The sequence below is a fragment of the Umezawaea sp. genome (assembly GCF_036375055.1).
GTDB lineage: Bacteria > Actinomycetota > Actinomycetes > Mycobacteriales > Pseudonocardiaceae > Umezawaea.
Genome location: NZ_DASUSQ010000056.1, coordinates 15,464 through 32,627 on the forward strand (window position 1 = coordinate 15,464; position 17,164 = coordinate 32,627).

The following is a 17,164-nucleotide window of genomic DNA, read 5'->3' on the forward strand; positions in this document are numbered from 1 at the left end:
GCCCGCGTGCGGGCCACCGAGAAACCGGAGAGCGGACATGAACCAGATCACCCTTCCCGAGGCCGTCGAGAACTTCGTCGCGGCCACCAACGCGCACGACGTGAACGCGCTGGCCGCGGTCTTCGGCGACGGGGCCACCGTGCGCGACGACGGGACGACCTACACCGGCGGGGCCGAGATCCGCGAGTGGATCCAGGGACACCTGATCAACCCCAAGATCGTGCTCACGCCCACCGCGTTCGCGGACGACCGGCTGGTGGCCGCCGGGGACGGTGAATTCCCCGGCGGGCCTCTGTCCTTCGCGTTCGTGTTCGGCATCGAGGACGACCAGGTCACCGACCTCGCGATCGACCCCGTCTGACTCGTCACCGGCCGGGCGGCCTGAGGGCTGCCCCGGCCGTGAACGGGGGAGCGGCCGCGGGCGCCATCACCGGTTCAGGGCAGGTGCCGGCCTGCTGCGGGTCTCATGCCGTCAGCGCGGTGAACTGCGCGTCCGTCAAGGTGATGTTCTCGGCCTTGAGGTTGTCCTCCAGGTGGGGGATCGAGGCTGTGCCAGGGATCGGCAGTGTCACCGGGGAGCGCTTGAGCAGCCAGGCCAGTGCTATTTGGGAGCGGGTGGCGCCGTGCTCCTGCGCTGTTCTTGCCACCCTGGCGTTGTCCGTCAGCAGTGTGCCCTTGGCCAGGGGGCTGTAGGGGATGAAGGCGATGGTGTTGGCCGTGCAGTGGTCCAGTACCTGTTCTGAGGTGCGGAGGGTGAGGTTGTAGCGGTTCTGCACCGAGCTGATGGGGGCGAACTCGCAGGCTGCCTCGATCTCGTCGACGGTCACCTCGCTGAGGCCGATGTGGCGGAGCTTCCCCTCCTGGCGGAGCAGGGCCAGTTCGCCGATCTGGTCCGACAGGGGGATCTTGTGGTCGATCCTGTGCAGCTGCATCAGGTCGATCTGCTCCAGACCCAGGTGGCGGAGGCTCAGTTCGGTTTGTTGGCGCAGGTATTCGGGGCGGCCCACCGCTGTCCACTGGCCTGGGCCCTGACGGGTGAAGCCGACCTTCGTGGCGATGACCAGGTTCGCCGCGTAGGGGTGCAGCGCCTCCTTGATGAGCTGGTCGGCGATGAACGGGCCGTAGGCGTCCGCCGTGTCGATCAGCGTGACGCCCAGTTCCACGGCGCGTCGCAGTACGGCCAGTGCGCCTTCCGGGTCCCGGGATTCGCCCCACACGCCAGGGCCGGGGAGTTGCATGGCGCCGTAGCCGAGGCGGTTCACCTCCAGGTCGCCGCCGATGGTGAACGTGCTGGTCATGTGTTCTCCCGTGGTCGGTGGACGTTCGGTCCAACCTACGTCGGCAGCGGTGTCGGGGCCGTGCCTCCTACAGCCAGGCCTCGTCGTCGGTGGCGGTGGCCAGGACCCGTTGCAGCAGCGTGCGCAGTGCTTCCCGGTCCCGGGTCGAGACGCCTCGCAGGAACTGCGCCTCGGCGCGGGCCAGCGGGCCCCCGGCGTCGGCCAGCAGGCCTGCTGTTCCCAGGGTCAGCGCGAGCCTGCGGGTGCGGCCGGACGCGCCCGGTTCGCGGACCAGGTGGCCGTCGCGTTCCAGCTCGTCGACCATCCCGTGCAGCGACTGCCTGGTGATGCCCAGTTGGCGGGCCAGGTCGGCGATGGTCAGTTCCGGTTCGGCGCGGAGCTGGGCCAGCAGGCCGAACTGCCGGACGGTCAGGCCGTGCGGGCGGAGTTCCGCGTCGGCCAGGCGTGACGCGATGGTGTTGGCGTAGGCGAGGAGGTACGGAATGGGTGCGCGCATTCGTTGATTGTCAGGGCTCCTGACGGAAACGTGAAATGTTGCCCTATTCTTCTCGGGCTTCCGCATCCCACCCATCGGTCGGCGCCTACTCCGGCGCGGCTGGCGCATGCCCGGAACCAGGAGGGTTCGTTGATTCACACACGGGGGTTGACCAGGCATTTCAAGGTCAAAAGACGGATCGTGGAGGCGGTGAGAGGGCTTGATCTCGATGTGGGGAAAGGGGAGCTGGTCGCGTTCCTCGGGCCCAACGGTGCGGGCAAGTCGACGTCGCTCCGGATGTTGACGACATTGCTCCGGCCGACTTCGGGCGAGGCCCGGATCGCGGGGCACGACGTTCGGGCCGACCCCGCCGCCGTGCGCAGGCGCATCGGCTACGTGGGCCAGGGCAACGGCGCCGGGCACTACTTCCGGGTTCGCGACGAGCTGGTGACCCAGGGCCGCTGCTACGGGTTCGGCGCGGCGGAATCGCGGCGGCGCGCGGACGAACTGCTCGGCACGATGGAGCTGGAGGACCTGGCCGACCGGGACGCGGGGTCGCTGTCCGGTGGGCAGCGGCGGCGGCTCGACATCGCGCTCGGCCTGGTCCACCAGCCGGACCTGCTGTTCCTGGACGAGCCGTCGTCCGGGCTGGACCCGCAGAACCGGGCGAACCTGTGGGAGCACGTCCTGCGGCTGCGCGACCGGTTCGGCACGACCGTCTTCCTCACCACCCACTACCTGGAGGAGGCCGACACCAAGGCGGAACGGGTCGTGGTGATCGACCACGGACGGGTCATCGCCGACGGCACGGCCGAGCGGCTGAAGGCCGACCTGGCGGGTGACCACCTGGTCGTCCGGACCGACAACCCGGCCAGGGCAGCGCGGATCGCCGACCGGATCCCGCTGGTGCGGGACGTGGTGACCGACGGCGACGCGCTCCGGCTGAGGGTGCCCGACGGCGCCGCCGCGCTGCCCGTGCTGCTGCGCGCGCTCGACGCCGCCACGGTGGACGTGTGGACCGCCGAGGTCCTGCGGCCCACGCTCGACGACGTGTTCCTCGCCCTCACCGGGCGCAGCCTGCGCGAGGCGGAAGGGGTTCCCGCATGAGGTTCGCGACCGAGACCGGGATCGTGTTCGCCAGGGAGGTGCGGCCCAACCTGCGCAACCCCGCCGGGATCGTGTTCGGCATGGCCCAGCCGGTGGTGTTCCTGGTCCTGTTCGGCTCGTTGCTGTCCGGGATCTCGTGGGGCGGCGACGGCGCGGCCTGGCAGTGGTTCGTGCCGGGGATGCTGATCATGCTGGGCCTGGGCGGCACGGTGTCCGCCGGATACATGCTGATGACCGAGATGACCGGCGGCTCGCTCGACCGGATGCTCGTCACGCCGGTCAGCCGGTCGGCGATGCTGGTGGGGCGAACGGCCAAGGAGGTCGTGCTGCTGGTCGCGCAGTCCGTGCTGATCGTCCTCGTGGTGCTGCCGTTGGGCTTCGAGCTGCACCTCGTCGGCGCGCTGGTCGCGTTGCTGCTGCTGGCCGTCATCGGCGTCGGGCTCGGCGCGTTCTCCTGCGCGCTCGCGGTCCTCGCCCGCAAGCAGGAGTCGCTGTTCTACCTCGTCCAGCAGACCCTGGTGTTCCCGCTGCTCATGCTCTCCGGCGTGCTCCTGCCGCTCGACGGGGCGCCCGCGTGGATGCGCGCGCTGTCGCGGGTCAACCCGCTGACCTACGTCGTCGAGGCCGAACGGGCGCTGTTCGCCGGACAGCTCTCCGGGACGGCCGTGCTCCACGGCGTCCTCAGCGCGGTCGCCTTCGCGGTGGCCGGGGTGCTCGTCGGCGCTCGCGCGATGCGGTTCACCGGCGACTAGAGCAGGGCCAGTTCCGCGAAGACCAGCCGGTGGTCGGAGCCGGGCAGGGTCCGCTCGTCCGTCCTGACGGCCGCCAGCCCCCGGCCGTGCAGCACGTGGTCCAGCTGCACCACCGGCGGCAGCACGCTGTCGGCGGGCCAGGTCGGAGCCCAGCCGTTCCCGAGTTCGGCGTGGGCGTCGACCAGGCCCGCCGACAGCAGGTCCCGCATCAGCGCGTGGTCGAGGGTGGCGTTGAAGTCGCCGAGCAGCACGGAGTCCTCACCGGCCGAGGCCCGCAACGCCGTCAGGTCCGCGGCCCACAGGCCGGGATCGCCCGTCGGGTAGTACGTGTGCACGGCGACGAACCGGACGGCCCGCCCGTTCACGTCGACGGTGGCGGTCGTCTGCGGCCACGTCGTCGGCGCGGCCAGCGGACCGCTCGCCGTGAACGGCAGTCGCGAGTAGAGCGACGAGTCGTCCCTCGGCCGCAGTTCCCGGTGGGGCATCAGCTCCCGCAGGCCCGCGTCGTCCAGCGCGGGGATCGCCTCGGGCGGCAGTTCCTCCACCGCCAGCACGTCCACGCGCTCCGCGCGCACGAAGTCGACCAGCGCGCGCGGGTCCACGCCGCCGAGGTGCGCGTTGATCGTGGCCACCCGCAGCCGCGGCGCGTCGGCGGGCACCTCGACCCCGTCGGAGGTGAAGCGGGGCGCCAGCCACACGACCTGGACGACCAGCAGCACGAGCGCGATCCCGCCCGGCCACCGCGCCCCCGCCACCGCGAGGACCACCGCCACCACGGCCGTCACCACGGCGGCGTACGGCACGCCGACCACCACGGCCGAGAACACCGTGCCCGCGTCCAGCCCGGTGGCGCGCACGAGCAGCAGCGCGGCGACACCCGCCAGCACCACCGCGCACGCGCCGAGCACGACCGAGCGCGCGCGCCGTCGGGGAGGGTCGGTGACGGCCACGGGTTCTCCGGTTCCACAGGCCGACTCTCGACGGCGACGTCCTGGCCGTGCCGGCGCGGGTGGACACCGCCTTCACCGCTGGGCAGTCGCGGAGGGGCCTGGCGCGGCACTCCGAGGAGGGTATCCGCACGGTGCCGCGGTGCTCGGTCGAGCTGGAGGCCCTCTCCGGTCGGCGAGCACCCCAGGGGGACGAAGGGCCGAAGTGCTGTCGCGGGGGTTACCGCGGAAGAGTCGGCCCCGTCACACCTTCGGGGGACCCGAGTCCAGGTCCAGGGCGAGCTGGCCCGGTCGGTCGCCGTCCTCCGCGGTGCCGCGCATCCCGGACTTCGCGCACCGGCCGCAGTCCACGGGCGAGCGGGTCGGCTTGAAGCGGGTGAAGTCCCAGCCGCCGGTGCCGACGTGGCAGCCGGGGCCGGGGACGGAAACGCCCAGCCAGTCCTGGAGGCGGACCGCGTGCACGACGGTCGAGCCCTGGAGGTAGCCGTTGTCGTCCCTGGCGAAGCGGGCTCGGGCGTCGGCCGCGGGCCCGGCGAGCGTGTCGTGCAGCGAGGGGCTCACGTGGTGTCCTCCGACTCGGCCTGGGTGCTCCGAGCGCGTCGCGCGCCGAGCGGCTGCCCCGCCCGCCGGGGAACCGGGGGCGGGGTGCCGGGGATGGGGCCGGAGAGACTCGAACTCTCACTGGCACGGACCTAAACCGTGTGCCTCTGCCAATTGGGCTACGGCCCCCTTCGGCAAGCCTATCGACACGCCCCGGCCGCTGACCAACTACGGTGGGGCAAGCCCCAGGGCACCGCTGACAGGAGGACATGTGGCTCGCGACCCCGACACCATCCAGCGTGAGATCGAGCAGGCACGCGACGCGCTGGCCACGACGCTGGACGAGCTGGGCACGAGGGCCAACCCCCAGCGCTTCGTCGATGAGGGCAAGGCCAGCGTGCGCGCCAGGTTCGACGACCCGAAGGTCCGCTACGCGCTCATCGCGGTGGGCGTCGTCGTCGGGCTGCTGGTCGTGCGCAAGCTGTTCCGCTGACCTGCTGGTCCAGCGGGCCGCCCGGCCCGCTGGACCGCTCTACGGCGTGAGCAGGAACCAGGTGAACAGGCTGAGCGCGCCGATCGCCCAGGCGACCAGCGCGAGCGTGAGCCAGCGGTACTTCCTGCGCACGATCACGGCCAGGTTGTGCGCGGCCAGCCAGGCCTCGTCGGCCGTCCGATTGCTCCTGGCCAGCTCGCGCACGGGCGTGGTGGCGACGAACGGCCACGAGTAGCGCGAGCCGGTGTTGCCCAGGACCCGCGGCCGGAGCGTCGCCGTCAGCGCGACCACGGCGACCGGCACGGCCACCAGCGCCCCGGTGATCAGCACCGCCCGCACCCACTCCTGCCAGGTCGACGGCGAGAACGAGGCGCGGACCGCCGAGCGCTGACCGACGAGCGTCGTGCCGAGGAAGATGGTCGCGGTCGCCAGCAGCCCCGCCTTCGTGTCGGCGTTCGCGACCCACCCGCTGAACTGGGCGATGACGAACCGCGCCTCCCCCACGTCGTCGCGCCTGCTCCGCACCGACTTCACGACGGGTGCGCGGCGGGCGCCCAGGTCGGGTCTGGCCCGTCGCACGACCTTCACGAGGACCGCCGGGGCACGTGGATCCAGGCGTGGTCGTCGATCTCCTTCACCACGAACGGCACCCTCCGGAACTCGAAGTGGTCCACCAGGACGGGGTCCGGGCGGACGACGGTGCGGAACCACACGTCGGACACGACGACGACCAGGTTCGCGTCGGGCTCCGCGGCCAGCGCCTCCCGCGCGGACGGGAGGTCGGCGAGCCTGCACGCGGTGTTGAGGTCCCGGCCGATCCAGCCCCGCCCGTCCCGCGCGACCTCGCCCGCGTGCAGGGCCAGCCGCAGCCGCATCCTCGCGGGCTCGCTGCTGCGGCGGGCGTGTCTGGTCAGCTCCCGGTCGAGGTGCTGGACCAGGGCGTCGCCGATGTTGCGCTTCGGCGCGGTGCCCGGCACCAGCAGGATGACGCTGTCGCCGCGGTCCTGGGTGAGGCTCGGCGTGAACGGGACGTCCGCCTTCGCCAGCGACGTCTGCAAAACCCAGTAGAGCTCGTTGCGCAGCCATCTCTGGTCCTCGTCGGAACGCCGTCCGTACCCTTCGATGTCGGCGATGACGAACGAGTGGTGAGTCGGGTTTTCGTCCATGGAGAGACGCGATCTCCTTCGACACGAGGCCCGGTGCGCCGGAGCGCGCCGGGCTGCTTGAGCTGACGCGACCACTGTCGCCGACCCGGACAAACCTTTACCCGCACTTTGGCGGGACGGGATCAGTGGGAATCTGCTATGAGCCGCAGGGCTTCGGTGTCGAGCAGGGTGATCCGCTGCTGCTCGGCGGCCACCAGTCCGTCGACGATCAGCTGCCGCATCTGCTTGTCGGCCGTGCTGGGCGGCATGGAGGCCAGCGACCCCAGTTCCGCCCGCTTCAGGGGGATCTTCAGCTCCCACCGCGGTTCCGCTTCCCAACCGCCCATCGTGGCGATCTCGATCAGCACCCTGGCCAGCTTCGCACGGGCGTTGCGGCCGAAGAAGTCGACCCTGAGCTGGTCGGAGGACCGCCAGCGCTCGCTCACCATGCGCTGCACCTGGACGTCGACCTCCGGCACGCGCTTCAGCTCGTTGAGGGCGATGGTGCGGACCAGCACCTCGCCGCAGGCGATGACGCTCGCGGACCTCGGGTTCTTGTCGATGCCCGCCTGCTCGCCGACGAGGTCGCCGCGGACCCGGATCGCCAGCAGCGTCGGACCGTACTCGCTGTAGGCGACCACCTTGACCGTTCCCCGCAGCACGACGACCACGTGGTCGTTGGAGGCCCCCTGCTCCAAGATCCGTTTGTCGTTCTCGTAGGTGCGCGCGGTGCCCAATTTCAGCAACTGCGCCCGGCTTTCGTTGCTCAACCTGCCCAGCAATGTCGTCTTCGGCCAATCGGGGGTACGGCCGTGTGGCTGCTGGACTATGGCCGTCCCCCCTTTCGCTGCGCAATTGGGCGAGCGATTTCGAGACTACTGTGGAATGCGGCAGGACGTGTCCGCAATAGTGCTCAGCGCGAATCGGCCACGCGTTGCAACTCGGCCATGTTCAGCAGCGACGTCTTGCGGTACGCGGTCCGCACGAGACCGGCCTCCAGCAGCTTGCGCATCTGCTGCTCGACCGTGCGCCTGGCGATGCTCGCGAGCGACCCCAGCTCCTCCTGGGTGAGCGGGATGGTGATCTCCCACGTCTCCTCGTGCTCCCAGCCGCACGTCTTGGCGACCTCCACCAGCACGCGGGCGACCCTGGCGTGCGCCTTGAGCGCGAGGAAGTCCACCCGCCGCTGGTCGGCCCACCGCAGGCGTTCGCTCATCATGCTGCGCAGCTGCTGGTCGGCGTCCGGCGTGCGCTTGAGGAACGCCTCGAACTCGCCGCGGCCGATGGACTGGGCCAGCACGTCCCCGCAGGCGATCACGCTCGCGGAGCGCGTCTTCCGGTCGATCACGGACTGCTCGCCGACGAGGTCGCCGCGGATCCGGATCGCCAGCAGCGCCGTCGGCCCGTGCTCGCTGTGGACCACGACCTTGACCGCGCTGGTGAGCAGCAGCACCACGTTGTCGCCGGGTTCGCCGTGGGTGAGGATCACGTCGCCGTCGCGGTAGGCCACGGTCGTGCCCAGCGCCAGCAGCCTGTCGCGGGTGGGCGGGCGCAACTGGCCCAACAGCGTCGCCTTCGGCCAAGCGGGCGTACGTCGCTGCTGTGGCTGGACTATGGCAGCCTCCCAATTGCGCGACACTATTGGCTGATGTTCCCGACAATACTGTCGAATACGCCCCGCCGTGTCCGCAATAGTGCTGCCCTGATCAGTTTTGCTTGCCGACCAGTGGGAGCAGGACCTGGTCCACGACCTTGTCCACGAACGGCTGGTCCAACGGGTCGCCGGTGAGCATGAGCCGGTAGATCAGCGCGGCGCCCGCGAGTTCGACGGTCAGGCCGAGCGGGGCGTGGGGTCGAATTTCTCCGCGTTCGAGGGCGTGTTCCAGAATTCCTCGCAGCACGTCGCGCTGGGAAATGAGGAACGTTTCCCGAAATGCCGTCGCGAGTTCCGGTTCGTGCGGGAGTTCGCCGACGAGGGCCTGCGCCGCCTTGCCGATGGGGCCCGACAGGAATGCGGCGAACGAGCTGAGGAACTCGCGCAGGTCCTCGGCCAGCGACCCGGTGTCGGGCGCGGCGAGGTTCTGGCTCGCGAGCTGGGTGCAGGTGTCGATCACCAGGTCCAGTTTGGACTCCCAGCGCCGGTAGATCGTCGCCTTGCCCGCGCGGGCCCTGGCGGCGACGGCGTCCATCGTCAGCGCGCGGTAGCCGACCTCCGCCATGACCTCCAGCGCGGCTTGGCGCAGGGCGTCGTCCCGGCTCGCGTCACGCGGCCTTCCGCGCTGGGGTGAGCGGGATTCTTCGCTGAACGCCGGTGTGGCCAAAACCACGCCACCTTTCTCCTGCACGGGCACGGTTGAAACATCCTAGGCGTGTTCTTCCCGTTCCAGGTGCACCTCCCGCACTCCGAACAAAACCCGAACACGAATGTGATTCGTAAAAGCGGGTCACCTGGGCGTGAACCCTTCGGAGGGGTCAGGATGGACTCGAACGGAGACGGCGACACGAGGGGGAGCGGTGCGAGCGACCACCATCCACGGACCCGGTGACATCCGGGTGGAAGACGTGCCCGACGCCGCGCTGGCCGAGCCGACCGACGCCGTGGTCCGGGTCGAGCTGGCCTGCGTCTGCGGCAGCGACCTCTGGGCGTACCGCGGCGTGTCCGAGCGGCAGCCCGGCCAGCGGATCGGGCACGAGTTCGTCGGCGAGGTGGTCGACGTCGGCTCCGAGGTCGCGTCCGTGCGCGTCGGGGACCGGGTCATCGCCCCGTTCACCTGGAGCGACGGCACCTGCGCGTACTGCGCGGCCGGCGTGCAGACCTCGTGCCCCAACGGGGGCATCTGGGGGCAGCGGGGGCACGACGGCGGCCAGGGCGAGGCGGTCCGCGTCCCGCAGGCCGACGGCACCCTGGTGCGGGTGCCGGGGGACGCCGACGCGGCGCTGCTGCCCGCGTTCCTCTCGCTGTCGGACGTGATGGGCACCGGCCACCACGCCGCGCTCGCCGCCGGGGTCGTGCCGGGCTCGGTCGTCGCCGTGGTCGGCGACGGCGCGGTGGGCCTGTGCGGCGTCCTGGCCGCCTCCCGGCTGGGTGCGGAGCGCGTCATCGCCCTGGGGCGCCACGAGGACCGCGCCGCCGTCGCCAGGCTGTTCGGCGCCACCGACCAGGTGTCCGAGCGCGGCGGGGCGGCGGTGGAACGGGTCCGCGAGCTGACCGGCGGCCTCGGCGCGTCGGCCGTGCTGGAGTGCGTGGGCACCGCGCAGTCGTGGGAGACCGCGCTCGGCGTCGTGCGCGACGGGGGGCGCGTCGGGTACGTGGGCGTGCCGCACGGCCCGGAAGGCCTGTCGCTGAAGGACCTGTTCGGCCGCAACGTCGGCGTGAGCGGCGGGGTCGCCCCGGTCCGCCAGTACCTGCCGGAGCTGCTGGCGGACGTGCTGGCCGGTCGGCTGGACCCGTCCCCGGTGTTCGACCGCGCGGTGCCGCTGGAGGAGGTCGCCGACGCCTACCGGGCGATGGAGGACCGCAAGGCGCTGAAGGTGGTCCTCAAGCCGTGAGGCGCGACGCCACGCCCCGCCACACCACGGTCATCACGTAGTCGGTGGCGAGCGCGGGCCCCACCTCGGGCCTGCGCTCGCACCACAGCGCGAGCCGCTCGCACGACCCGACGACGATCTCCGCGAACGCCTCGGCCTCCAGCGGTTCGAGGTCGGGCGAGAACCCGGCGATCACCGCGCTGATCAGCGCGGTCTGCTGGGTCCGGATGCCCTCGATCTCCTCCTCGGCCGACGGCACGGTGATCGCGGCCTCCTGCCGCAGCAGCGCCCAGGACTGGCGGTGGTCGACGATGAACTCGAAGAACGCCAGCAGGCCCTTGCGCAGCAGGTCCTCCGGGTCCGCGGCGCCGACGATGGCGTTCTCGGTCTTCGTCCGCAGCTCGGCCCGCGCCCGCTGGATGCAGCCGATCAGCAGGCCTTCCTTGGAGCCGAAGTACTCGTAGAGCATGGGCTTCGAGACGCCCACGCGCTCCGCGATCTCGTCCATGGAGGTGGCCAGGTAGCCCTGCTCGGCGAACACCACCTCGGCCACGTCGAGCATCTGGGCCTTGCGCTCCGCCTTGGGCATGCGACGCCTGCGCACGGGCTGGGTGCTGGTCACCCCCGAAGGGTACTACCGCTAGTAACTTACTTCGAGTAACCTACCGGCGAGTACATAGTCGGACCGCGGAGGTTGCGCACTGATGGGCACGCACCGGGAGACCGAAACCCTGATCGTCGGCACGGGCTTTTCGGGGCTGGGCATGGCGATCGAACTCAAGCGCACGGGCAGGCACGACTTCGTCGTCCTGGAGAAGGCGTCCGACCTCGGCGGCACCTGGCGCGACAACCGGTACCCCGGCTGCGCGTGCGACGTGCAGTCCCACATGTACTCGTACTCCTTCGAGCTGAACCCGAACTGGTCGCGGGCGTTCGCCGAGCAGCCGGAGATCTGGGCCTACCTCCAGGGCGTCGCGGACAAGTACGGCCTGCGCCCCCACATCCGGTTCAACACCGAGTTCACCGGCGCGCGCTGGGACGAGGACGCGAAGACCTGGCACGTCTCCACGGGCACCGGCGACACGTACACGGCCAAGGCGCTGGTGATGGGCGTGGGCGCGCTGCACGTCCCCAACGTGCCGACGCTGCCCGGCGTGGAGCGCTTCCGCGGCGCGGTGTTCCACTCGGCGCGCTGGGACCAGTCCTACGACCTGGCAGGCAAGAGGGTCGCCGTGGTCGGGACCGGCGCCAGCGCGATCCAGTTCGTGCCCAAGATCGCCGATCAGGTGGAGTCGCTGGAGATCTTCCAGCGGACGCCGCCGTGGATCATGCCGAAGGCCGACCGGCCCATCGGCGAGCGCGAGCACCGGGTGTTCAAGCGGGTCCCGTTCGCGCAGCGGCTGTACCGCGACCTCGTCTACTGGACGCGGGAGTCGACCGCGCTGGGCTTCGCGGTGAACCCGAAGATCATGAAGCTGGCGCAGGGGATCGCCAAGCGGCACATGGCCCACCAGGTCCCCGACCGCGCCCTGCGGGAGAAGCTCACCCCGGACTACACGATGGGGTGCAAGCGGGTGCTGATCTCCAACGACTACTACCCGACCCTGTCCAGGCCCAACGTCGACCTGGTCACCGACGGGATCGCCGAGGTGCGGGAGAACTCCGTCGTCGACACCGCCGGGGTCGAGCACGAGGTGGACGCGATCATCTACGGGACCGGGTTCCACGTGATCGACGCGTTCGGCTACCTGTCGATCACCGGCAAGGACGGCCGGGACCTGGCGAAGGAGTGGCAGGAGCAGGGCATCCAGAGCCACTTCGGGATCACCGTCGCCGGGTTCCCGAACTTCTTCTTCCTGCTCGGGCCGAACACGGGGCTGGGGCACAACTCCGTCGTGTTCATGGCCGAGTCGCAGATCAAGTACGTCTCGCAGTGCCTGGGGATGCTGGACCGGGCCGACGAGCTGGAGGTCCGGCCCGAGGTCCAGCGGCGGTTCAACGAGGAGATCCAGCGGAAGCTGAGCCGCGGCGTGTGGACCGAGGGCGGCTGCCGGAGCTGGTACCTGGACGCGCAGGGCGTGAACCGGACCATCTGGCCCGGTTTCACCTGGCGCTACTGGATGCGCACCAGGAAGGTGCGGGCCGACGACTTCGTGCTGTCGACCAGGGCCCGCGTACGCGTGTGAGACGGCGGGAGGGGGCGTGTCCGGTGTGGACACGCCCCCTCCCGCGCGAGAGCTCAGGCTTCGACGCGCTGCCCGGCGGCCTTGGACCGCTCCGCCCGCAGCCGGGTGACGGCGGGCAGGTCCAGCGGGGCGGGCTTGACCCCGGTGGCCCACTCGATCAGCAGGTCGGCGATCTGCGGGTTGCGCGGCAGCACGGGCCCGTGGAGGTACGTGCACAGGATCTTGCCCTGCACCGCCCCCTCCACCTTCCCGTCGTTGCCGGTGCCCACGGTCACGTGCGCCAGCGGCTGGGCGGCCGGACCGAGTTCCGTGCGGCCCTGGTGGTTCTCGAAGCCCGTGAGGAACCCCTCGAACAACCCGTTGGCCGGCTTGGCGAGCACCTCGCCGATGGCGCGGGAGCCGCCCGCGTACGACACGGAGTCGATCAGCCCGAGCCCTGGGTGGGTCACGTCGTCGGCGCGGGTGAACTTCTCGCCGAAGATCTGGATCCCGGCGCACACGCCCAGCACCACGGCCCCGCGCGCGGCGGCGCGCTGGAGGCCGGGGTTGTCGCGCAGGTGGCGCACGGCCAGCGTCTGCGCCGTGTCCTCGCCACCGCCGACGACGTAGATGTCGCAGGAGTCCGGCACGGCCTCGCCGAAGTTGACCGACACGATCTCCGAGGAGATGCCGCGCCACGCCAGGCGCTTGTCGAGGACCACGGCGTTGCCGAAGTCCCCGTACGTGCCCAGCAGGTCGGGCAGGACCAGGGCGATCCGAACAGCGGAGTCACTCACTGGCGGACCTCGCGTTCAGGTCGCGGAAGGCCGTGTAGTTCGCGATCACCTCGACCGCCCCCTTGGGGAGCGCGTCGATGGCCAGCAGGGGGTCGGGCACGATCTGGTGTTCCACCTCGGCGTAGGTCAGGCGCACCGCGAGGTCGGTGGCCCGCTCGCCGGAGGCGATGACGGTCCGGCCGCGCAGCCGCTCGAACGGGACGTCCCACAGCCACGACAGGTCGCGGCCGTCGGCCTCGTTGGCGTTGATCACGAGCACGGCGGGGTGGTCGGACTCCTTGACCACCGTCAGCGTCTCGCTCCAGCCCGCCGGGTTCTTCGACAGCAGCAGCCTGGCGGTGTGCCCGCTGCGCTGGATCGTCCGGTACCGGCCCGCGACGTTGGAGACGCCCCGCAGGCGGCGGACGGCCTCCTCGATCTGCACACCCATCGTCGCGGCGGCGGCCGTGGCCATCACCGCGTTCGCCTGGTTGAACTTGCCGGGCAGGCGGAGCTGGAGCGCGACCTTGCTGGCGTTCGGCGCGATCAGGAAGCCGTCCGTGGTCACCCAGTCCGGCTTGGGCCGGGCCAGGTCGCAGGTGCTGCACGTCCAGTGCTCGCCCTGCCAGCGGATCGGCTCGCCGCACCGGGGGCACGACGCCGAGTCGTGGTGCCAGCCGGTGCCGGTGGCGACCCAGACGACGCGGTGGGCGTCCTTGGCCGCCGACGTCACCATGATGTCGTCGCAGTTCGCGATCACCGTGCAGCGCAGCTTGGAGATCACGTCGCGCAGGGAGCGCTCGATCGTGCGCACCTCGCCGACGCGGTCCAACTGGTCGCGGCTCAGGTTCAGCAGCACCACGACGTCCGGCTGGGCCGCCGCGGCGACGGCGGGGAAGTACCCCTCGTCGACCTCCAGCACCGCGTACGGCGCGTCGGGCTGCTTGCTCAGCGCGGTCACGTGCCCGTCGGGCATGTTGGCACCGCTGTGGTTGGTGGCCACCTCGCCGAGCGCGGTCACGGCTCGGCTGAGCATCATGGTGCTGGTGGTCTTGCCGTTGGTGCCGGTCACCAGGGCGACCCGCCTGCCGGACGTCAGGCGCCGGAGCGCCTGCGGGTCCAGCTTCAACGCCACCCGGCCACCGATCATGCCGCCTGCGCCGAGCCCCATCTTCTGGGACAGCTTCGAACTCATGTTGCCCAAGCGCACGGCAGCCGCGGTCCGCAACGGCAGACGGGCTGGGGAGGCTGGATCTTCGTTAGCGTTGTTAGGCAAGCGACTTCCTGCATTTGGAACGGGCGCGCCCCTGGTCACGGCGGCGAGTCTAGCGGGACGCCCGCCTACCTCCGCGCGGTCCCGCCCAGATCGCGCAGCGCCCGGATCAGCTCGACCGTGCTGAGCTGGCACAACTGCGCCATGTACTCCAGCGCGGGCAGGTCGAGGTGCACCTGCGGGGGCTGCCCCAGCGGCAGCGCGTGCAGCCGCCCCTGCGCCCAGCGCCGCAGCGGCAGCAGCTCCGGGCGTTCGTCGGCGACCACGGCGACGAGGTTCAGCGACAGGTGTCCCGTGGGCGCGTCCCCGAACACGCGTTCGTGCACGCGCGCCAGCACCTCGTGCGCGGGCACGGCCAGCGCCGCGCAGATCTCGACCAGCCGCACGACGGACACCTGGCGGGTGCCCAGCTCGTAGGTCGCCAGCGTCTGGAGCGAGATCTCGCTCTGGAGCCGGCTGTTCAACTCCTTGCGAGTCCATCCGCGCTGCTTGCGAAGGCTGCGGAGTTCATCGCCGAGCACGCGCTGGTACGCCGCTGTGTCGATCTGCACCGTCACTTCCTCCACCCGTTCACGTGGGGTGTTCGGCCCCAACGCAGAGGAAAGGTCGAATAAGTGCGTTGATTACGTGACTTGCCCGGTTTATCGCCCGATCGGGCTAACCGAGTAGTACCGTCAGTAGTCCTTTGGTGTTTCGTGCGGTCGTGGCGACGATGCCCGTTCGACGTCCGGAACTGCTGCGAGCAGTCCCGCTGGGCCGGTCGGCGGTGTGCCCCGGCCCACGTTCGGCGGCCGTTCCCCGGCTGCCCGGCCGGTCGTCCCCCGTGACCGCTGCTGCCCGTTTGGGGTCGAATAACCGACCGGCGCCGACCGCGGGGGCTCCCCGTCGGACCGGCGCCGGCTGTCGGGGGTCGTCATCCCGCCCCCGGCCGGGTCAGTTCACGCAGCGGACGCCGTCGGCCGTGATCGGCGCCTCGCCGGACGGCTGCTGCCGCCGAGCCCCGTCGAGCCCGATCCCCGCTCCACCGGCGAAGTTCTGGGCGCCCGGCCCCGAGTAGTCGGACCCGACGAACACCCGCACGTAGCCCGCCTGGATGTTGTTGTCCTGCTCGGTCTCCACGTCGCCGCCCAGCGCGGTGGCGACCGCCGCCGCGCCCTCGTCGCCGCCCTTGCCGAACCGCACGACGGAGGACTTCGCGTTGGACTCCGCGTTGGCCGCGCCGCCCGGCACGAACCCCTTCGCCGTCAGCGCCTCCAGCACCTGACCGGCCAGTCCCGGCACGCCGGAGGCGTTGCGGACCTCCACGGTCAGGGTGCCGTTGTCGAACGGCGTGGCAGGCGTCGAGGGCGTGCCGGAGGGCTTGGGCTCCTCGGTCAGGCCCTTGACGAAGCGTTTGACCTCGGCCTCGTCGATCTCGATGGCCTGGCCGTCCTCCGGCGTCTCCAGCTCGGGGTTGCCGGTCGGGATGGTCTGGAACTCCATCGCGCCGCCGGACAGGCTCTTCATCTGGTTGGCGAAGTTCAGGATGTCCCAGTCCTGGTCGAGCACGATGGACTTGGTGACCGCGTCGATCAGGTTCTTCGTCTTGGTCTGGTCCGACAGCACGCCCGCCGACAGCATCTTCTTCGCCAGGCCCGCCATGAAGACCTGCTGGCGCACGACCCGGTCGAGGTCGCCGCGCAGCAGGCCGTGCCGCTGCCGGACGAACGCCAGCGCGGCCTTGCCCTCGATGGTCTGCGGGCCCGCCGCGAAGTCCGCGCCGGAGAAGTCGTCCTGGGTGGCCTCGGTGAGGCACACGTCGACGCCGCCGATGGCCTTGGTGATCTCGTAGAACCCGACGAGGTTGATCTCGGCGTAGTGGTCGATGGTGACGCCGGTGAGGTCCTGGACGGTCGCGATGAGGTTCTTCGCGCCCTCCTTCTTGGACTGGACCGTGATCTGGGCGGCGTCGAGGCCGCCCTTCTCCGTCAGCTCGGCCGCGGCGTCGTTCATGCCGTAGGAGAACGCCGAGTTGATCTTGTGCTTGCCGTAGCCGTTCGCGATCTTCACGTAGGAGTCGCGGGGGAACGACATCGCGACGGCCTTCTTCCCGTCGTTCGGGATGTGCATGAGGATCAGCGTGTCCGTGTTCAACCCGCCGTCGTCGGTGCCGCCCGCCTGCAACTCGTCCAGGATCTGCTGCGGCAGCGGGTTGCCCCTGGCGTCGGTGCGGCTGTCCATGCCGACCATCAGGATGTCGATCGCGCCGTCGGCGGGCTTCTCGCCGCCCGCGCCTTCGCCGATGACGTCCGTGGTCGTCAGGTTGTCGGTGAACGACTTCAGGTTCTGCCACGCGTAGCCGGTGCCGAGCAGGACGACCACCGACAGCATCGACAGGATCGCCTTGCCGGTGACCGACGCTCCGCTCGCCGCCCTGCTCGGGGGCGCGGTGCGGCGGACCGGGGGGCGCGGCGTGCGTGCGGGGGCGGACCGGGCCGGGCGCGCGGGCTCCACGCGTTCGGTCGGCGCCGTGGCCGAGACGGGCTTGCGGCGCGGCGGCTCGACCCGGCTCGCGGGCTCGCCGCGCGCGGGCGGTGGGTCGGCGGGTTCGCGCCGGGCGGGCGGCGGCTGGCGGCGAGCCGGGCCGGGCCGACCGGCCCTGCCCTGGGGGCGGCCGGGCTGACCT

At 71.0% G+C, this 17,164-nt stretch carries 21 protein-coding genes and 1 tRNA gene; 7 read left to right on the top strand and 15 right to left on the bottom strand.

Annotation, left to right across the window (positions count from 1 at the left end; all coding sequences use genetic code 11):
* Positions 1-37: 37 nt before the first annotated feature.
* Entirely contained in the window at positions 38-361 is a 324-nt protein-coding gene (locus tag VFZ92_RS16290; protein WP_330876778.1) for a nuclear transport factor 2 family protein, read from the top strand.
* A 103-nt stretch (positions 362-464) separates the two neighbouring features.
* Here VFZ92_RS16290 and VFZ92_RS16295 read toward each other — a convergent pair whose 3' ends face one another.
* Positions 465-1,298 carry an aldo/keto reductase gene (locus VFZ92_RS16295; protein WP_330876779.1) on the bottom strand — a complete coding sequence of 278 codons (834 nt, stop codon included), beginning with the start codon at positions 1,296-1,298 and terminating at the stop codon, positions 465-467.
* A gap of 67 nt (positions 1,299-1,365) precedes the next feature.
* The gene (locus VFZ92_RS16300; RefSeq protein ID WP_330876780.1) at positions 1,366-1,794 is read right to left on the bottom strand and encodes a MarR family winged helix-turn-helix transcriptional regulator; all 429 of its coding nucleotides are present in this window, start codon (positions 1,792-1,794) and stop codon (positions 1,366-1,368) included.
* Positions 1,795-1,923: 129 nt separating this feature from the next.
* Here VFZ92_RS16300 and VFZ92_RS16305 point away from each other — a divergent pair, with 129 nt between their 5' ends.
* Both VFZ92_RS16305 and VFZ92_RS16310 read left to right on the top strand, forming a co-directional pair.
* The gene (locus VFZ92_RS16305) at positions 1,924-2,880 is read left to right on the top strand and encodes an ATP-binding cassette domain-containing protein (RefSeq protein WP_414719910.1); all 957 of its coding nucleotides are present in this window, start codon (positions 1,924-1,926) and stop codon (positions 2,878-2,880) included.
* Complete coding sequence (locus VFZ92_RS16310) at positions 2,877-3,632, top strand: ABC transporter permease (protein ID WP_330876782.1); 756 nt, start codon at positions 2,877-2,879, stop codon at positions 3,630-3,632. Before VFZ92_RS16305 ends, VFZ92_RS16310 begins: the two co-directional genes overlap by 4 nt.
* Here the strand turns inward: VFZ92_RS16310 and VFZ92_RS16315 are convergent.
* From VFZ92_RS16315 to VFZ92_RS16325, 3 genes are all read right to left on the bottom strand, one after another.
* Complete coding sequence (locus VFZ92_RS16315) at positions 3,629-4,582, bottom strand: endonuclease/exonuclease/phosphatase family protein (protein WP_330876783.1); 954 nt, start codon at positions 4,580-4,582, stop codon at positions 3,629-3,631. The two genes, VFZ92_RS16310 and VFZ92_RS16315, sit on opposite strands and share 4 nt — an antisense overlap.
* A gap of 240 nt (positions 4,583-4,822) precedes the next feature.
* Positions 4,823-5,140, bottom strand: coding sequence for a hypothetical protein (locus tag VFZ92_RS16320; RefSeq protein ID WP_330876784.1), 318 nt, complete (start codon positions 5,138-5,140; stop codon positions 4,823-4,825).
* 94 nt (positions 5,141-5,234) lie between these two features.
* Positions 5,235-5,308 (bottom strand) — tRNA-Leu (locus tag VFZ92_RS16325).
* An 82-nt stretch (positions 5,309-5,390) separates the two neighbouring features.
* Here VFZ92_RS16325 and VFZ92_RS16330 point away from each other — a divergent pair.
* Positions 5,391-5,612 carry a DUF3618 domain-containing protein gene (locus VFZ92_RS16330; protein ID WP_330876785.1) on the top strand — a complete coding sequence of 74 codons (222 nt, stop codon included), beginning with the start codon at positions 5,391-5,393 and terminating at the stop codon, positions 5,610-5,612.
* 39 nt (positions 5,613-5,651) lie between these two features.
* On the opposite strand, the gene VFZ92_RS16335 is transcribed toward VFZ92_RS16330, so the two are convergent.
* The 5 genes from VFZ92_RS16335 to VFZ92_RS16355 all read right to left on the bottom strand — a co-directional run bounded on the left by VFZ92_RS16335 (position 5,652) and on the right by VFZ92_RS16355 (position 9,078).
* Positions 5,652-6,191 (bottom strand): hypothetical protein, encoded by a 540-nt coding sequence (locus VFZ92_RS16335; RefSeq protein WP_330876786.1) that lies wholly within the window; start codon positions 6,189-6,191, stop codon positions 5,652-5,654.
* A gap of 5 nt (positions 6,192-6,196) precedes the next feature.
* Positions 6,197-6,778 carry a hypothetical protein gene (locus tag VFZ92_RS16340; RefSeq protein WP_330876787.1) on the bottom strand — a complete coding sequence of 194 codons (582 nt, stop codon included), beginning with the start codon at positions 6,776-6,778 and terminating at the stop codon, positions 6,197-6,199.
* A gap of 122 nt (positions 6,779-6,900) precedes the next feature.
* Positions 6,901-7,527, bottom strand: coding sequence for a Crp/Fnr family transcriptional regulator (locus tag VFZ92_RS16345; RefSeq protein ID WP_330876788.1), 627 nt, complete (start codon positions 7,525-7,527; stop codon positions 6,901-6,903).
* A 143-nt stretch (positions 7,528-7,670) separates the two neighbouring features.
* A complete protein-coding gene (locus VFZ92_RS16350; protein WP_330876789.1) occupies positions 7,671-8,321 on the bottom strand; it encodes a Crp/Fnr family transcriptional regulator in 651 nt (216 codons plus the stop codon).
* A gap of 142 nt (positions 8,322-8,463) precedes the next feature.
* On the bottom strand, positions 8,464-9,078 hold the full coding sequence (locus tag VFZ92_RS16355; RefSeq protein ID WP_330876790.1) for a TetR/AcrR family transcriptional regulator: 615 nt from the start codon (positions 9,076-9,078) through the stop codon (positions 8,464-8,466).
* A gap of 193 nt (positions 9,079-9,271) precedes the next feature.
* Between VFZ92_RS16355 and VFZ92_RS16360 the strand changes: the two genes are divergently transcribed.
* Complete coding sequence (locus VFZ92_RS16360) at positions 9,272-10,306, top strand: zinc-binding dehydrogenase (RefSeq protein WP_330876791.1); 1,035 nt, start codon at positions 9,272-9,274, stop codon at positions 10,304-10,306.
* On the opposite strand, the gene VFZ92_RS16365 is transcribed toward VFZ92_RS16360, so the two are convergent.
* A complete protein-coding gene (locus VFZ92_RS16365; RefSeq protein ID WP_330876811.1) occupies positions 10,296-10,874 on the bottom strand; it encodes a TetR/AcrR family transcriptional regulator in 579 nt (192 codons plus the stop codon). The two genes, VFZ92_RS16360 and VFZ92_RS16365, sit on opposite strands and share 11 nt — an antisense overlap.
* 115 nt (positions 10,875-10,989) lie before the next feature.
* Here VFZ92_RS16365 and VFZ92_RS16370 point away from each other — a divergent pair, with 115 nt between their 5' ends.
* Positions 10,990-12,471 carry an NAD(P)/FAD-dependent oxidoreductase gene (locus VFZ92_RS16370; RefSeq protein WP_330876792.1) on the top strand — a complete coding sequence of 494 codons (1,482 nt, stop codon included), beginning with the start codon at positions 10,990-10,992 and terminating at the stop codon, positions 12,469-12,471.
* Positions 12,472-12,524: 53 nt separating this feature from the next.
* Here the strand turns inward: VFZ92_RS16370 and VFZ92_RS16375 are convergent, their stop codons facing one another.
* From VFZ92_RS16375 to VFZ92_RS16390, 4 genes are all read right to left on the bottom strand, one after another.
* Complete coding sequence (locus tag VFZ92_RS16375) at positions 12,525-13,247, bottom strand: glutamine amidotransferase (protein ID WP_330876793.1); 723 nt, start codon at positions 13,245-13,247, stop codon at positions 12,525-12,527.
* Positions 13,240-14,421, bottom strand: a complete 1,182-nt coding sequence (locus tag VFZ92_RS16380) for a MurT ligase domain-containing protein (RefSeq protein ID WP_330876794.1) — start codon at positions 14,419-14,421, stop codon at positions 13,240-13,242. The genes VFZ92_RS16375 and VFZ92_RS16380 overlap by 8 nt, the downstream gene beginning before the upstream one ends.
* A gap of 146 nt (positions 14,422-14,567) precedes the next feature.
* Complete coding sequence (locus VFZ92_RS16385) at positions 14,568-15,050, bottom strand: helix-turn-helix transcriptional regulator (protein WP_330876795.1); 483 nt, start codon at positions 15,048-15,050, stop codon at positions 14,568-14,570.
* Between the two features lie 382 nt (positions 15,051-15,432).
* Entirely contained in the window at positions 15,433-16,869 is a 1,437-nt protein-coding gene (locus tag VFZ92_RS16390; RefSeq protein WP_330876796.1) for an LCP family protein, read from the bottom strand.
* A 19-nt stretch (positions 16,870-16,888) separates the two neighbouring features.
* Here VFZ92_RS16390 and VFZ92_RS16395 point away from each other — a divergent pair, with 19 nt between their 5' ends.
* On the top strand, positions 16,889-17,161 hold the full coding sequence (locus VFZ92_RS16395; protein ID WP_330876797.1) for a hypothetical protein: 273 nt from the start codon (positions 16,889-16,891) through the stop codon (positions 17,159-17,161).
* Positions 17,162-17,164: the final 3 nt, after the last annotated feature.

Bases quoted from the DNA above. Each gene is read 5' to 3' on its own strand.
- VFZ92_RS16300 (WP_330876780.1), bottom strand. From the start codon at position 1,794: ATGCGCGCACCCATTCCGTACCTCCTCGCCTACGCCAACACCATCGCG.
- VFZ92_RS16365 (WP_330876811.1), bottom strand. From the start codon at position 10,874: ATGCCCAAGGCGGAGCGCAAGGCCCAGATGCTCGACGTGGCCGAGGTG.
- VFZ92_RS16310 (WP_330876782.1), top strand. From the start codon at position 2,877: ATGAGGTTCGCGACCGAGACCGGGATCGTGTTCGCCAGGGAGGTGCGG.
- VFZ92_RS16380 (WP_330876794.1), bottom strand. From the start codon at position 14,421: ATGAGTTCGAAGCTGTCCCAGAAGATGGGGCTCGGCGCAGGCGGCATG.
- VFZ92_RS16295 (WP_330876779.1), bottom strand. From the start codon at position 1,298: ATGACCAGCACGTTCACCATCGGCGGCGACCTGGAGGTGAACCGCCTC.
- VFZ92_RS16340 (WP_330876787.1), bottom strand. From the start codon at position 6,778: ATGGACGAAAACCCGACTCACCACTCGTTCGTCATCGCCGACATCGAA.
- VFZ92_RS16290 (WP_330876778.1), top strand. From the start codon at position 38: ATGAACCAGATCACCCTTCCCGAGGCCGTCGAGAACTTCGTCGCGGCC.
- VFZ92_RS16390 (WP_330876796.1), bottom strand. From the start codon at position 16,869: ATGCTGTCGGTGGTCGTCCTGCTCGGCACCGGCTACGCGTGGCAGAAC.
- VFZ92_RS16370 (WP_330876792.1), top strand. From the start codon at position 10,990: ATGGGCACGCACCGGGAGACCGAAACCCTGATCGTCGGCACGGGCTTT.